The organism is Colwellia sp. 12G3, assembly GCF_002836775.1.
In the GTDB taxonomy this organism is placed as follows: Bacteria; Pseudomonadota; Gammaproteobacteria; order Enterobacterales; family Alteromonadaceae; genus Colwellia.
The window spans coordinates 103,829-119,548 of the sequence record NZ_PJAQ01000006.1; the positions used below are offsets into that span (position 1 = coordinate 103,829).

Annotated in this window: 14 protein-coding genes and 1 pseudogene; 5 read left to right on the forward strand and 10 right to left on the reverse strand. The window is 39.3% G+C overall.

Annotated elements, in window-relative coordinates; translation table 11 throughout:
• Window position 1: 1 nt before the first annotated feature.
• The 7 genes from CXF71_RS02165 to bhcB all read right to left on the reverse strand — a co-directional run bounded on the left by CXF71_RS02165 (window position 2) and on the right by bhcB (window position 6,091).
• Complete coding sequence (locus CXF71_RS02165; protein WP_101231354.1) at window positions 2-1,213, reverse strand: ABC transporter substrate-binding protein; 1,212 nt, start codon at window positions 1,211-1,213, stop codon at window positions 2-4.
• Between the two features lie 101 nt (window positions 1,214-1,314).
• Entirely contained in the window at window positions 1,315-1,491 is a 177-nt protein-coding gene (locus CXF71_RS21480; protein ID WP_198559807.1) for a hypothetical protein, read from the reverse strand.
• The gene (locus CXF71_RS02170) at window positions 1,488-2,045 is read right to left on the reverse strand and encodes a GNAT family N-acetyltransferase (RefSeq protein WP_101231355.1); all 558 of its coding nucleotides are present in this window, start codon (window positions 2,043-2,045) and stop codon (window positions 1,488-1,490) included. The genes CXF71_RS21480 and CXF71_RS02170 overlap by 4 nt, the downstream gene beginning before the upstream one ends.
• Before the next feature lie 164 nt (window positions 2,046-2,209).
• Window positions 2,210-2,596 (reverse strand): hypothetical protein, encoded by a 387-nt coding sequence (locus CXF71_RS02175; RefSeq protein WP_101231356.1) that lies wholly within the window; start codon window positions 2,594-2,596, stop codon window positions 2,210-2,212.
• 190 nt (window positions 2,597-2,786) lie between these two features.
• A complete protein-coding gene (gene bhcD / locus CXF71_RS02180) occupies window positions 2,787-3,806 on the reverse strand; it encodes an iminosuccinate reductase BhcD (RefSeq protein ID WP_101231357.1) in 1,020 nt (339 codons plus the stop codon).
• Window positions 3,807-3,894: 88 nt separating this feature from the next.
• Entirely contained in the window at window positions 3,895-5,043 is a 1,149-nt protein-coding gene (gene bhcC / locus CXF71_RS02185) for a 3-hydroxy-D-aspartate aldolase BhcC (protein ID WP_101231358.1), read from the reverse strand.
• A gap of 70 nt (window positions 5,044-5,113) precedes the next feature.
• Window positions 5,114-6,091 carry a beta-hydroxyaspartate dehydratase BhcB gene (gene bhcB, locus CXF71_RS02190; protein WP_101231359.1) on the reverse strand — a complete coding sequence of 326 codons (978 nt, stop codon included), beginning with the start codon at window positions 6,089-6,091 and terminating at the stop codon, window positions 5,114-5,116.
• Between the two features lie 391 nt (window positions 6,092-6,482).
• Between bhcB and CXF71_RS02195 the strand changes: the two genes are divergently transcribed.
• The 3 genes from CXF71_RS02195 to CXF71_RS02205 all read left to right on the forward strand — a co-directional run bounded on the left by CXF71_RS02195 (window position 6,483) and on the right by CXF71_RS02205 (window position 8,690).
• Window positions 6,483-7,271 (forward strand): IclR family transcriptional regulator, encoded by a 789-nt coding sequence (locus CXF71_RS02195; RefSeq protein WP_101231360.1) that lies wholly within the window; start codon window positions 6,483-6,485, stop codon window positions 7,269-7,271.
• Between the two features lie 86 nt (window positions 7,272-7,357).
• On the forward strand, window positions 7,358-7,789 hold the full coding sequence (locus tag CXF71_RS02200; protein ID WP_101231361.1) for a GlcG/HbpS family heme-binding protein: 432 nt from the start codon (window positions 7,358-7,360) through the stop codon (window positions 7,787-7,789).
• A 214-nt stretch (window positions 7,790-8,003) separates the two neighbouring features.
• Window positions 8,004-8,690, forward strand: a complete 687-nt coding sequence (locus tag CXF71_RS02205) for a glucosaminidase domain-containing protein (RefSeq protein WP_198559808.1) — start codon at window positions 8,004-8,006, stop codon at window positions 8,688-8,690.
• Between the two features lie 445 nt (window positions 8,691-9,135).
• Here CXF71_RS02205 and CXF71_RS02210 read toward each other — a convergent pair whose 3' ends face one another.
• Window positions 9,136-10,323: a YbfB/YjiJ family MFS transporter gene (locus tag CXF71_RS02210; protein WP_101231362.1), complete on the reverse strand. Its 1,188-nt coding sequence runs from the start codon at window positions 10,321-10,323 to the stop codon at window positions 9,136-9,138.
• 795 nt (window positions 10,324-11,118) lie between these two features.
• Here CXF71_RS02210 and CXF71_RS02215 point away from each other — a divergent pair.
• Window positions 11,119-13,056, forward strand: a complete 1,938-nt coding sequence (locus CXF71_RS02215) for an ATP-binding protein (RefSeq protein ID WP_101231363.1) — start codon at window positions 11,119-11,121, stop codon at window positions 13,054-13,056.
• Window positions 13,057-13,151: 95 nt separating this feature from the next.
• On the opposite strand, the pseudogene blaOXA reads toward CXF71_RS02215, so the two are convergent.
• Window positions 13,152-13,865 (reverse strand): annotated as a pseudogene (gene blaOXA, locus CXF71_RS02220) (class D beta-lactamase); the annotation flags it as partial.
• A gap of 368 nt (window positions 13,866-14,233) precedes the next feature.
• The gene (locus tag CXF71_RS02225) at window positions 14,234-15,103 is read right to left on the reverse strand and encodes a LysR family transcriptional regulator (protein WP_101231365.1); all 870 of its coding nucleotides are present in this window, start codon (window positions 15,101-15,103) and stop codon (window positions 14,234-14,236) included.
• 164 nt (window positions 15,104-15,267) lie between these two features.
• Here CXF71_RS02225 and CXF71_RS02230 point away from each other — a divergent pair, with 164 nt between their 5' ends.
• Window positions 15,268-15,690 (forward strand): rhodanese-like domain-containing protein, encoded by a 423-nt coding sequence (locus tag CXF71_RS02230; protein WP_101231366.1) that lies wholly within the window; start codon window positions 15,268-15,270, stop codon window positions 15,688-15,690.
• Window positions 15,691-15,720: the final 30 nt, after the last annotated feature.

Consider the following 15,720-nt stretch of genomic DNA (forward strand, 5'->3'; position numbering starts at 1 on the left):
CTTAATTAGCCGTTACGTTAATTTCATTATGCTCACCAAAAGTTGCCATACAGAAGTTTTCAAGCCTTAACGCTTCGTGCGCATCTTGTTGTTGTTCATTCCACTTAGAAAACGGCTTGTTATATTCTTTAATAAGTCCTTGAACGGGTTGTTGCAATGACTCCAAGGCCTGTTTGAATAAAGAACGGTCCTGTTTCATATTTCCAGTTAATTCTATTTGTTGTAATGCCGAAATAGCCAGTCGACCAAGATCGTAGGCATGTATAAAGCCTGCTGGCGCTTTAACTGTTTCTGGAGAGCTAAACTCTTCTGGAAATAGCTTTTTTGCCCTTGCCATGACTGAACGTTGAAATGAAGATTGCTTTGACGAAGCAAGAGAATAACAACTCTGAATAAAGTGAAAAGATACGGCTTCTTTAACTTGTTTATTAAATATCATATCGACATCACCTCCCGTGGCTCCCCAGTGACTGATGATAGGAATTCTTTGCTCTTTTTCCATCGCCGCCATCGCATTGACAAATTGATGAGTTTCATTAAAGTTACCCACTAGAAAGACACAGTCATAATCGTTTGAAACTATATTTCTGATCATTATACGCGCTGAATTTTCTTTAATGTTCCAACCGAATAAGCTTACACCAAAAGGTACTTTCTCTTTTAAATAAGACGACATAGTGCTTTGATTAGATTTGCCCCAAGGGGTATCTTCTAATAACAAATGAGGGTTTTTACAGGAGAGTTTATCAAGTGCAAATTCACTGATGCGAATACCTGCTTTGGTATCATCAACAGATAAGCGAAATACCCAGTTATCTGGGCTTGGATAACGTGTTATCGGCCCGCCTGCAGCCCAAGGCACTAAGAGTGGAATTTTATTTTCATTGATAAAGGTACGATTTTTTATGTACGGAGGAGAGTGCAAGCCACCCAAGATAAATAATGCTTTTTCATCGTTAAGGAAATCTTTCATGCTTAGCAAACTACGTTTAATATTACCTCGATGATTTTTCTCTTTCACTTCTAAACTAAAGCCTTGTATTTCATTGTCTATTTCATCAAATGCGGTAAGCAATCCCATTTTCATCGCGTTAGCCGATAACTGATTTAATGAGTAATCGGCATCATGATAGATAACCAACTTTTTAGTTGGTTCAGCTAAAGCTGCATATGACGCTAGCAAGAAGTAAAATATAATAAATCGAGTTAGCATATCAAAGGTTCTTAAGTGGTTAATACATTGATACTAAACTTAGCCTAACTTGGTCTATTTTGCTATGACCAACCCCTTTAAATGGGTAGCTATTGTGATTTTTACTTAAATAAGCCACTAACCCAATCAAAAGTTAATACCGTAGTGAATATTTTTAGTGCAATGACCCCAATAAATAAAAGGATAACTCCCGCTTTTATTTTTCTACTTTTAAGGTTATTCCAATACAATAACTTAGCTTTCAGCTCATTTTTCACTTCATCTATCGATTCTTTCATGACACCTTCTCCACACTATTCTTAGCTAAACCCTTCATTAAGTTTTCTGGTGAACCCCAGCTATAAAGAAACTCTTTTACCTTGTTATCACAAGGAGTATGCCAATAAGCAGTCTTAATATTTTTACCCCCTTTAGCCTCATAAAATCCTATCGCATTGCTATTGCACGCTAAAACCTCGAGGTATAATTCATGGTCACTATAGTTTTCAATAGACCATGATGCTGCGGCCGCTAATAAACAAGACCCCGTACCCTGGCCTTTACTACCAAGCTTTACATGAAGATTATCAATGATAGTGCCAAACTTAGGGTGATTAGCACCCAATACACAAATAAATCCGCAAAAGGTGCTATCGATTTCAGCAACTAACACCAATTGATTACTCGGTGGTGTTGTTAATCGCATTGTCCACACGGCTGCTCTTTCAGCAAAAACCTTATCATGCAGATAATCAGCAGAAAGTACTGAATGGTAATTATCACGCCAGCTTTGTGCATGTAATTCGGCAATATTTGCAAGGTCATCTAAGCTCGCTTCTCTAAGTACTAGCATTTGATTATTCTCCCACTGTCTAACAAATACATATTAAAAGACTATAACCCCGTAAAATACGCTGCAAGGTGAACAAGGTAACTATTTAATAAAATTATCATTACTAGTTTACTACCCTATTCCCTATGGTCTTGGTCATGTCTAAACAGTTCCTTTGCTATCAGCTATTGCGACTCAATTTGGTTTTTTTCTTCTGCTGTTAATGTTTGATACCAACGAGGATAGGACCAACCATAACCCCACCGAAATGTTGTAGGGAATAAGGGGGTTCCGCCAACACGAACACCTGCAAGCATTAGCGCGGCTATTTCCGGCTGCCCGACTTTAGCCACACATTGTTGAAGCGCTTTATCAGCGATAAGTCGTTCATCATAGGTGCCTCCTTGCCAATAAGCATAGTCATGGGCAGTACAGCAATTTAACCATAATTCTTGCTGCGTAAAGGTCCCGTCGGGGAAGGAACTACAGCCATCAGAGGTAAAAGGCTTGATTTCTTCCGCATTAATCGTGAGTGATAATAGCAACAATGAAAAGGTAAGTATAAAACGCATAATATTTGAAAGTTTATCGTTATTGATTGATTGACCAATTTAACGTGAACAACACTGAGTTAACAGCATAAATACCATTTACCTGCGTTATTTTTTACAAACAAAAAAATGGCTGTTTAAATGAATAAACAGCCATTAGGAGTTATTAATTTTTAATTAGCGCCTATGATAAATGCCCTAACGCTCAGCCTTATAAACTGAAGTAAGTAGCTAGACCTTTAGCTTCAGCCAATTGTGCCGCAACCGAAGCAACCGCTAAATCTTGTAAACCCACACCAGTACCATCAAACAAGGTAATTTCTTCATCAGAAGTTCGTCCCGGTTTAGTACCGTTAATTACATCACCAATTGGCGTGATATCAGACGCTTTGATCAAACCAGCAGCAACAGCGTGTTGCGCTTCACCTATGGTAATAGACTGAGCAATCTCATCGGTAAATACTGTAGCAGTCGCTAATAAATCGGCATCAACTTCTTGTTTACCTTTGGTATCAGTCCCCATACAAGCGATGTGAGTGCCAGGCTTGATCCAATCTTTTTCTATTAACGATTCAAAAGCAGAGGTAATGGTAATAATTACATCCGCTTGAGCACCTAACTCTTCGCGAGTGACTGACTCAAATGGCAAACCTAATTCTTTAGCTACCGCTGCCAGGTTAGGAAGCATGTCAGGGTGGAAGTTCCACGCGACCACTTTTTCAAAATCACGTTGCTCAACTGCAGCACGTAATTGGAAAGTAGACTGGTGACCTGCACCGACCATACCTAATACTTTTGCATCTTTACGCGCTAAATGCGCGATAGAAACAGCAGAGGAAGCAGCAGTACGTACCGCGGTTAAATAGTTGCCACCAACCAGTGATTTTAGCTTACCGGTATCGGGATCAAATAAAATAACAGTAGACTGATGGTTAGTTAATCCTTGTGCCATGTTATCTGGCCAGTAACCGCCAGATTTTAAACCTAACACCATGCCGTCACGGTCAAAACCTGATTTAAAACCATAAAGTGCACCCGCATGACCAATATCTTCACGAATTACCGGGAAGTTGTATGCGGTATTTTTAGCCATGGCGGAAAATACGCTTTCTACCGCGGTAAAGGCATCTGCACGACCAATGACTTCTTGGCAAATTTCTTCAGAAACAACGGATACGCCCTTTTTTTCTGGTAACGAGATTGTTGCTGAACTGCTTTGTGAATTACTCATAATTATTATCCTAGGAAAGTGGTACAGCCAATAAATTTGCTAAACCCTCGACGACTGCCGAAGGTGAAGGGTTACAATAAAGCTGCTATTAAAAAGCTTTACCACGTGCAGACACTGGCCATAAGGTTTCAACCTTGCCATTACGTACACCAACATAGTAATCATGTACGTTACATGTTGGATCACAATGACCGGGCACTAGTTTAAGTTTTTCATTAATTTTTAATGCGCCGTTAGCGTCTGAAATAACACCATGTTCATCAGAACACTTGATGTATTCAACATCGTCACGACCAAAGATGTACGGCAAACCACTATCTACTGATTGCGCCTTAAGACCCGCATCACAGATAGCTTTGTCAGCTTTGGTATGGCTCATAACAGACGTTAAGATGAATAATGAGTTTTCGAATTCTGATATTCTCTTGCCATTTTCATCATGAATACGTTGGTAATCCGCATCCATAAAGGCGTAAGAACCACACTGTAATTCATTGAAAACACCTGAGTTACCTTCAAAGTAGTATGAACCCGTACCACCACCGCCAACGATGTCACACTCAAGTCCTTCCGCTTTCAGCATGTCAACCGTGCGAGCAACCATGCCAATTGCAATGTCGATTTTTTCTTTACGCTCTTGGAAACTTTCTAAATGCTGCATAGCGCCTTGATATGCTTGAATGCCTGAGAAAGTTAGTCCCGGTGTAGCTGCAATCGCTTTAGCGATATCAACAACAGGTTGACCTTCGCTTACACCACAACGACCTGCGCCACAGTCAATTTCAACTAAACATTCAATTTGCGTATCATGCTTATTAACCGCTGCCGCTAATTCAGCAACGTTTTCCAAATCATCAACACACACAATAGTACGAGCACCCAACTTAGGTAGGCGTGCTAAACGATCAAGTTTTGCTGGATCACGTACTTGGTTTGACACTAAAACGTCTTTAATACCACCGCGAGCAAAGACTTCTGCTTCAGATACTTTTTGACAACATACGCCACAGCTATCACCCAACTTTTCTTGTAAAAGCGCGATATCTACCGATTTATGCATTTTTCCATGCACACGATGGCGAACGCCCATCTCTTTCGCGTAGCCACCCATTTTAATAATGTTACGCTCTAACGCGTCTAAATCGACTATCAAACAAGGTGTTTGAATATCAGCTTCGTCCATACCCACAAGTGCTGGAACGTCATAACCTACTTCTAAATCGTTTACTTTTGTCATTTTATTCTCCAAAATTTTAGTTATATTTTTTGCTGTAGACTTAATTTTATTTGTTACTCTGCTTGTCGGCTTATTTAGTCATCCACGGCAGTTTGTCTAAATCGACATTTCCGCCCGTCAAAATGACGCCGATACGTTTGCCTTTAAACACCTCAGGATTTTTCAAAATAATGGCCAGTGTTACCGCACTGCTTGGCTCCACAACGATTTTCATGCGGATCCAAATAAGCTTCATTGCCGCAACAATTTCGTCTTCCGTTGCCGTTAAAATATCGGTGACATGGTTTTTAACAAAATGCCAAGTTAAGTCTTTTAAAGGAACTTTCAGGCCATCCGCAACCGTATCCGGTGCATCATCAGCAATGATATAACCGGCTTTGAAAGAACGTGCTGCATCGTCAGCATTAAGTGGCTCAGCGGCATAAACTTTTATCTCTGGGGCAATGGTTGATAAGGTCAGGCAAGTACCTGAAATCATGCCGCCACCACCAATTGGCGCAACCACGATATCTAAACCTTGCACCTGACTAACCAACTCTTTTGAACATGTTGCTTGCCCTGCAATTACACGTGGGTCGTTGTATGGATGAACGAAGTCAGCACCTGATGCGGCAACAACATCAGCAAATACCGCTTCACGAGAACTGGTAGAAGGTTCACATTCGACAATAATGCCGCCATAACCAATTACCGCATCTTTCTTCGCTTGTGGCGCTGTACGTGGCATGACTACGGTAACGGGAATTCCACGTCGTCCTGCAGCGTAAGAGAGTGATAAGGCATGATTGCCTGATGAATGTGTGGCAACACCAATTTTTGCTTCTGCATCGGTTAAACCAAAAACAGCATTACAGGCACCGCGTACTTTAAAAGCCGCTGCCTTTTGCAAGTTTTCACATTTAAAAAACAACTCGGCCCCGGTTAATTCATTCAGGAAACGTGAGGTTAATACCGGTGTTTCATGAATAAAGGGTTTAATACGTTCATGGGCAACGAGTACATCTTCGTAACTTGGAATGATCATGGTCGGTTTGGTTGAACTGCTCATATGTTCCTCTTCTTCTTAAATTAATCTTTGCTAACCTTTTGCTAGCTAAGGTGCATCATTAGATTGGCACTAAATTGCACTGGTTTTGTGCGTTATCACGCCACGTAAACGTTAAAATCACTCTAGGGAGAACAACATCACAGAGCAATCTAGTTGGATTTCACTATGTGAGATAAAGGTTCTTTTTCACCAAGTGAAAAACATAACAAGCTGAATTTATTCGCAATTATTTCCACAAAGACAATAGGAACCGGTAAGTTTCACAATATGAAATCATTGAATGTCAATTTAGTGATGGTGTTCTGTGGTGTTTAGTTCTATATTGAAAGAACAAAGTTGACACAAGAGTCAAGAAACGTATTCCGCGACTAAGCCATTGAGTAGAGATTTTATGAAAAGAGAAAAACCAGAATCTAAAATTCAAGTGATCGATAGAGCAGCGATGTTACTCGATGCGATATCACGCTATACCATGCCGGTAACATTAAAAGCGCTTAGTGCAGATACTACTTTGGCGCCCTCTACGGCTTTTCGTATATTACATTCGCTTATCGATAATCATTTTGTTGACCGCGACAATTCAGGTAAGTACCAGTTAAGTGGCCGACTGATTAGGCTAAGTAATTACCAATATCAAAACGTTGATTTTCGTAAAGTGGCCATTCCCTACATGGAAAAGCTGCGTGATAAATTTGGTGAAACCATTAACCTTACTGCGCGTGAAGGCGATGTGGTTATTTACGTAGAAAAAGCCATTCCCAATAGAATGATGCATGTTCAGCAAATTATTGGCAGCCGTGCGCCGCTGCATGTCACTGGCGTGGGTAAGATGATGCTGGGCATGGAAGGCCATGAAGGTATTGTGGGTTATGCGCATCGCACAAACTTGCCAACCTATACCCGTAAAACATTTTCAGAGATCGAAAGCTTAGAGCGTGAATGTATGCGCTGTGTCGAACAAGGCTTTGCCTATGATAACGAAGAAGCCGAGATCGGCGTAGGTTGTATTGGCGTATTGTTATATGACAGATACGGTGAAGTTGTCGCCGGATTATCGGTATCCGCCCCGATTGCGCGACGTAAAGATGAATGGATTAAAGACTTAGTCAAAGCAGGTAAATCAATCTCCATTGAACTTGGATATGTTAAAAACCAACAACCGCTCAAAGAAGCCAGTTAAATAATCAGCCATGCAAAATTTAACAGCCGAGAGCTTAGTCAACCCTCATGGTGCTGTACCCGTTTTAAAATTAAAGAGTAGAAACTATGTTGACCATAAATAGACTAAACCAAACGGAAGCAAAAACGATAATTGACGGGGCGGTGAACAAAGCCAATACCCTTGGCGTGCCCATGTGTATTGCCGTTGTCGATGAATCAGGTAATTTAATTGCCTTTGAACGTATGGACGGAGGCAAAGTTCACAGTATTACCATTTCGCAAGATAAAGCCTTTACTGCCGCATCGGCGCGTAAAGGGACTCATGAATTTAATAAAGCCTGTATTCCAGGCCATAAAAATAACTTATTCGGTATTCATACCGCTTTAGGTGGGCGTATGTGTATTGTTGGCGGTGGTTTGCCTATAACTTTCAATGGCGATGTTGTGGGTGGTATTGGCGTTAGTTCAGGCTCACCAGAGCAAGATTTAGGCTGCGCGCAAGCAGGCGTTGATAGCTTTACTCATGTCTATGGCTAACTGTTCAGGCGAAAATGAATCTTACGCTTTGAGGCTTATGTCCTAGTAAAATTCACTTTCGCCAATCACATACCTGCAATAATGAATGATGTAGTAATGATGATAGCCATCGAATTGTCCGATCCCCTGATAGATATAACTTTGTTTTACCGCTGATAACCCCTACAATTTATCCTCAACACCGTAAATCAACAAACACTTCGGAAATATATTAGTGCAACACCTTTCAAATAAAATCAAAATCATTGTAGCGATTGTTTTACTTATTATTATTGCTTCAGTTATCTACACAGTCACTCAAAAGGAAGTTGAACTTCCTAAAATGACAGTACAAGAGAAAAAAGCCCGATTTAAAGCGTTAATTGTTCCTGCCGTTAACACGGTTTACGCTCAGTTAATGACCCGATATGAAACCGTTAAAGCTACCCTTGATGCAGGTGAAAGTAATGCTGATATTGACAAGTTAAAAGATGAATATAAAGCGACTTCTGATGCCGAGCTACTTATGGCGCTTAAACCTCATCCTAAAAGTATTGCCATCGCACAAGCGGCCATGGAAAGTTCTTGGGCTACTTCCCGCTTTTTCAGCGTGGCTAATAATATATTTGGTGTTTGGTCTTTTGACGAAGATGAACCTAGAGTTGCTGCACTGAAGAAACGTGGTGATAAAACCATTTGGGTAAAAAAATACGACTCTATTGAGGCTGCTATATACGATTATTATCGCACATTAGGACGTAGCAGCGCGTTCGCTGAGTTTAGGAAAACGAGAATGGAAACAAACGACCCTTTTATTCTGGTAACTAAATTAGATCGTTACTCTGAAAAAGGCAGCCTTTATGGTGAGGAGCTTACTTCAATTATCAAATTCAATAAGTTTGATAATTATGACGCGAATTAAGTCAGTGTAATTTATCAATGAAAAGCCAGCTTACACTTAGTAAGTTGGCTTTTTTTTTGTGACATTTTTGATGCAATTTAAACGCTATCACGGTCAGGTTCACAACGTAATACCAATTTGATTGAATTTCTTCCCAACTCAGAGCTATACTCGATGCTCAATAACAAGGAAAATTCATTTCGGTTTAGTCACTCTAAATCAAATTAATTTAACGAAGTTAATGGGCATCGAGTAAGCTCCCAAGGGCCAGTTTAAAAGGCTTATACACATCGTTATTGATTTTGAGAAGGACGCTACATGGATGTAGCTTCTTAGAGAATGCAGGAGCATATTCTCCTGAATAACCATTCTCATCAATCAATGCCTTGTCTCTAAGCCTTTTAATTCTCGCTGAGTGGGAAAGAACTTAATCAACTTGGTATAATAACGCAGAGTAGCATTAAAGCTACTGCATATTTTGTTTTGCGTCTTTAAAATTAACTTTGGCATACGTTAGCATCAACACGCCACACGCAACGATAATAGCGGTTAGATATAAGGCCTGATTATAAGTATTAAATTGTTTGATCAATGCCACACAATATAAGGGGGCGATAATTTGCCCTATACCGTAGGCCGATGTGATTGCCCCCATGATAAATACTGGATTTTTCTTTGAAAGCTGACCGCCAAAATTCATAAACAAAGCCACTAAACCTATAAATGTCGCGCCGAAAAGCAGTCCACTGATAAGATTCATAACAATATTACTAGAAAAAGTAGGGATTAAAATACCGACAATCTGCAAGAGCATAGCGACTATCATAATATTAATACTGCCAAAGCGATGTGCTAAACGCATCCAGATTATACAAGACGGAATTCCGGCAATACCTACCGCTAGCCACACGTAACCGCCATAGCCATCTAATCCATCTAACGAATTTACTATATCAGGCAGGAATGTTGCTTGTACCACCATGCCAACGCCTTCGGTAAAGTAGGCCAAAATTAGCATGATAACCATTGGGGAAAAGAGTGATTTATCAAAATTGTGTTTAACCACTTCATCGGTTGGTTGTTTATCAAATCGTAAAATGTAAGCTGGATAACAGGATAAAAAAGCCCCTATTATCGCTAAGATAAGCCATGCATCTTTCCAGTCTCCGCCATAATAAAATACAGCGCGCATTACAAGATCAGTAATGACTATTGAAAAACCTAAGCCGCTAAAATGTATACCCATTGCTTTAGTTTTATTGGTCGACTGAAGTTTTAGCATCACCACCGCGGATCCTACAACAAGTGCCATTGCAGCACCAAAGCCTGCAAATAGTCTTGCAAATATCCACAGAATGCTATTTTCAGTAATACCTAAAACAAAAGACGAAATCACACAAAGCAATAACCCGATCCTGAAATATTTCACTTTGGTATGTATATCTTTAATAAAAATAGAAAAAATAGATCCGGATAAATAGCCGAGATAGTTTATTGATGCAAGTACTCCAGCAAAAGCTATGCTGATTGAGTCTTCCAACATTGCAGGCAAAAGTGAAGTAAAAACAAAACGAGCAACCCCAACGCCGACCACTAGCGCTAATATACCTGCTAATAAAATGGCATTATTACTCTCTCGATTAAATCTCGGCATGCTTTTCCATAAAGTTCTTCTTGGTAATATCCCGTAGTGTATAACTAACAGGCATAGATAAGTAAATCACCAATAATGATGAGTGATATGTAAAGTAGAGATAGGAATAAAAACAGACTGACTTTTTTATTTAACCTGAGGTTTGGATAAGAGTTTTGTAACTTATTGAAGTTAGGTGAACAAATTAACTTAAAGTTCCAGTGACGAAATTTAAGTGTCTATTAAGATATTTTTACAAACCAATAACTGGTTATTGGGAGTAAAAATAACGCTGATAGGCGCTTAAATAGCGTTATTGGGCAAATTCGCTTATCCAAAGTTCAGGTTATTTATGCCCCTTTGAATCATGAACTCAGGAGGCTCTATTCAAGACAACAAGCGCTAAAGCCACTGTCTTTTGCTGTTCGTACAAAATTCTCTTTGTTTTGTTTTGTTTTGTTTTGTTTCTAATATCATGAAATTATGGGATATTAACTACCTTTAATAACCAAATATCGATTATGTGCGCAAAGATAGCAGATCGCATATTTGTTTAGACTACTAGTAGCAGGCTCAGATGCCGTTAGAGTAGAACGCTTTAATAAGTTGATAATAAAAATCCAATGTAAACTCAGTCAGTTGATTTTTTTAGCGATGACTCTCGTTAATACCTTAATAATATTCGCGTTAAGTGTATTGTTAACTATAGTTATTATCGAACAATAAGATGTCAGCAACTTTTTAAAATGGAGTGATTAATCCTAATTATTCCCACGTGATAGCGTTTATTAATTCCTCAGGAATCTTTATCTTACCATGAACAAATATCGCTTAAAAACAAACAAAATTCAGCTAGTTAGCATTATCACTGCCTTCGCTATTTTAAGTGTTTTGATCAACTTATCCTTAAAAGGTTTTGAACAATCGATCAACAATACTGTTTTACAGTCAGCGTCACAAAACGCAAAAATTATCGCTTCAATCATTCGTGAGTTTCGAAAAGCCTATACAGTAGATGTTGTTCAAAAAGTTCAAGCATATGGTATAAAAGTTAGCCATGAATACCACGGAAAGCCCAATACCATTCCTTTACCTGCCAGTGCTAGCTTAGAGTTAGGCCAAAACATTAATGTTAAAGACTTAGGGGTAAAAGTTGATTTAGTCAGTCCATACCCATTTCCTTGGCGGAATAGGTCATTAACGGCTTTTGAGAACAGAGCGTGGGAGGCATTAAAAAACAGTTCGCGCGAAGATTTTTCGGAAGTCAGTGATGACGGATTATTTAAATATGCTGTAGCTGAACGTATGGTTGCTGCTTGTGTAAATTGCCATAACACCTACCCAGATTCACCTAAAACTGATTGGCAGATAAATGATTTACGTGGCGTTTTAGTGGTTAACATCATGCTTGACCCAATAAAAAAAGCCGCAGAAAATAATATTCAAACGATTAAAAACACCCAATTATTAACACTATGCTTAGTCGTTATTTCCATCTTAATACTGATTATTTTTCTCCTAAAAAGTCGAGTTAAATTAATTTTAGCCGTTGAAGAACGTACTGAAAAATTAAGCCTTGAAACTAAAAAAGCGATTGAAGCAAGTGAGATAAAAAGTAACTTTTTAGCCACCATGAGTCATGAAATTCGTACTCCAATGAATGGTATTATTGGCATGTTAACCTTAATAGAACCTGAAAACTTGACCGCTGAACAGAAGTCTCAAATAGCAACGGCTTCCTTAAGCGCACAAAATTTATTGCATATTATTAATGGCATTCTCGACTTTTCAAAATTAGAAGCAAAGAACATGACACTAGAATTAGCCGCATTCGATGTCGTTAATTTAGTGACTAGCGTTGCCCATTTAATGAGTGTGGAGGCTAAAAATAAAAACCTTACTTTAATGATAAATTGCACTGATGTCGCTTTTAATATCATAAAAACCGATGAAACTAAATTAAGGCAAATCTTATATAACTTAGTGAGTAACGCACTTAAATTTACTTTACATGGAGGGGTCTCAATTGCAGTTAACGTGAGCATCGACGAGACTCAAACCGCCATGCTTGCAATAAGTGTTAAAGACACTGGTATCGGGTTAGAAACGGAAAAATTGTCCTATCTTTGTGATCAATTTACCCAAGCAGACTCATCTTCCACACGTAATTTTGGCGGTACTGGTTTAGGATTAAGTATTACAAAACAGCTGGTCGAGTTAATGGGCGGCACATTAACCGTTGAGAGTGAATTAGCCAAAGGTTCGTGCTTTAAAGTATCTATACCTATCGAAACAGTCGTTAACGAACTGACCACGAGTGGAGAAATCTCCCCTGAAACAGATATCGAAAAACTATCATTTCCTGATGATTTCAAAGTGCTCGTTGTTGAGGATAATCGCATTAACCAACGAGTGATGAACAGCATTTTGAATAAATTCTCTATTGAACATGATATTGTTGGCAATGGTCAGCTGGCGATTGATAAATTAAAAGAAACGTCTGCAGACAATTTATATGCTGTCATTCTAATGGATTGCCAAATGCCTGTAATGGACGGTTTAACAGCCACTAAGCTCATCAGACAGGGCGAAGCAGGCGAACAGCATCAATCAACCCATATAATTGCCATTACTGCTGGTGTTATGGAAGGTGATGAACAAAAATGCTTAGCTACAGGCATGAATGATTATCTTTCAAAACCGATAGACCATATGATTTTAATTGAAAAGTTAGCCGAATTATTAAAGCAGTAACCTTGCCTTTTTCAAAGTGCTTGAACTATTTTCAATCAAAGTCGCTGCAATGAAGTGAGGTTGCTCAAGCACTTTTCTCGGGGTTGAACTAGTCGTTAATTTTTACTTGGCAAAGCCTTTATCGACTGCAATATCTCTCGCACTATGGCCTGTCTTTTATATACATCTTTCATTCGTTCTGGGGTATCTATATTCAAGGCAAAAAATACGGGTCCTGTTGGCCATTCAACCCAACCTACCCACCAGCCATGACGACCTTGCCAGCCCGTTTTAGCCCGTAAAATCCATTCTTTTTGTGCTTCAACCACCATGATGTCTTTCACTAATAATTGATGTTCTACTTTAAAAGGCAATTCATTTTTATAAAGCCGTTCAAGGAATTCAATTTGTTCGTGTGCTGAAATGGCAAGTTTACCGTCAATCCAATAGCTGCCTTCCGGGGTGCTTGGATCAGCATTGCCATAAGCAATTTTCGTCAAGTAGTCACCTGATTTTTGCTCACCTAGCTGCTTAGCAAAAATATCATAGACCCAAACCGCCGAGTTCCGCATGGCCGAACGTAAGTTTTGATCTTGATTATGCGGTGAGTAACCTCTTTTCACGCCATCCCAAGGGAACACTTGAAACTCATCGTTAACTAAACCAGCATCTAGCGCAAAAAGGGTATGTGGAATTTTGTAAGTTGACGCTGGAGAATAACGCTGTGCTGCTCTACTTTGATTATACACCCAGGTAGTTTCTTTTTTGTCACGTTTATCCAGTACTACAATGGTACCCTTGGCATTATATTTATTAAAATACTTAGCCCACTCCGCCCCTTGCGTTTGTTTGGTTTCCGCCTGACTGATAGGGCTGATGACTAAGCTAGCGACAAGAATTGTAGCTGCTATGCCTTGAAATATTGATGAGTTTTTCATAAATCACTTATTATTGAGGGTGAGTGTTACTAACTGTCGATCATAGAGATTAATCTAAAAGAACAACAACCTATAATATGTAACAACGTTATTATCGATTATTTTTCCTGTGCCTAGCTTACTGTAACTTGTTACTTTTCCAACCATACTTTAACAGGGCTACGGTAAAGCTTGCTAACAATAGCTATGCAATCTAACAACGGGGACTCGATATCACTCTACTCCCGCATAACATTCGCTAATTATTTACTCTTTTTTGGCTAGTCTGATAGTGCCCACAAGATACGAATTTCTTGTAATAGTGCTTTAATCACTGGCTCTTTTACGCGACTTTTAGCGATAACAAAGTGCAGAGGCGTAGTAAAATCAAGTGTAGGAATAATCTGCACCGTTTTATTTTCTTCAGCTACATGCGCTTCTTCTAGCGTAACAAAGCTCAAACCAAAGTTATTTTTCACCAGCTCTAAGCGAGTACCATCATCACTGGACTTTAATACCGATTGAATATCACTGCCCAGCTTTTCTCTGAGCATGTCATCAAAAGGACAATACTCACCCATCATTATCCATGGTTGCTGACTAAGCTCGGCTGATGTTAATGCATTACGGCAATCAAAAGTTAACGGAGCTATGGTGGTTATTTGCTGAGCCAGCACCGTTATACCAACAAAGTCATCGGGGATCTCACCAAAAATATAACCACCGTCCAGTTGATGAGCTCTAATGTCTTGCAGAGTTTTACCGCTGGATTGTTGATGAATGGCCAAGCTAATGCCTGGACAATTTTCTTGTATATTTATCGCCAATTCCGCCAGCTTAACCTGCTCAACACTAAGGTTGTTACCTAATCGAAAACTGCCGATAATTTCATGCTGATTATCCGCAGCAAGATTCACTAAATCTACCGCACTATCTAAGGTGGCTTGCGCTTTTGTTAACAACAGTTGACCTTTCTCCGTTAAGGCCATGCCCTTACTGGAACGGGTAAATAAGGCTGTTGCCAGCTCTTCTTCAAGACTTTTTATGTGCGCACTTATTGCAGGTGGTGTGCTATATAAACGTTTTGCTGCTTGGGTCAAATTCCCGGTTTGGGCAACCGCAACAAAGGATCGAAGGTGATAAAATTCCACGGATAATTTCCTTTCACTTTACGCTAAACAGATGATGCTAATTATACTCACTAGCAGATTTTATACCCTTCAGATATACCGAACATTGTCTTCAAAACTGATGAATATAGCAGGAAATAAAATCACGCTACAGTGAGCTTATTACCAGCAACCTAGGAGCATTTATGCCTAACCATAATAATACACTTTTTCAACAAATAACCCCTGCACAACAAGTGAATGACTTTTTTGCAGTTAAGCTTGCCAGTGAAACCGATTGTTCAGATGTATATGCTGACATTACTCAAGGCAGCAAAAACTATATATTATTAGATGTGCGCGCTAAAGAAGCCTTTGAAAAAAGTCACGCCATCACTGCTGTAAATATGCCCCACAGTGAAATTAATACTGAATCTTTTGCAAAGTATACTCAAGACACTTTGTTTGTCGTTTATTGCTGGGGCCCTGGTTGCAATGGCGCTGCGAAGGCCGCTTTTAAAATTTCAGCCTTAGGTTATGGTGTAAAAGAAATGCTTGGTGGTATTCATTACTGGGAAGACTTTGAACGATATCCGGTGAATCGTCGAGTGCATAAAGCACAGGCATAACGTTGAGAAACATCTATTCGTTTAATCTAA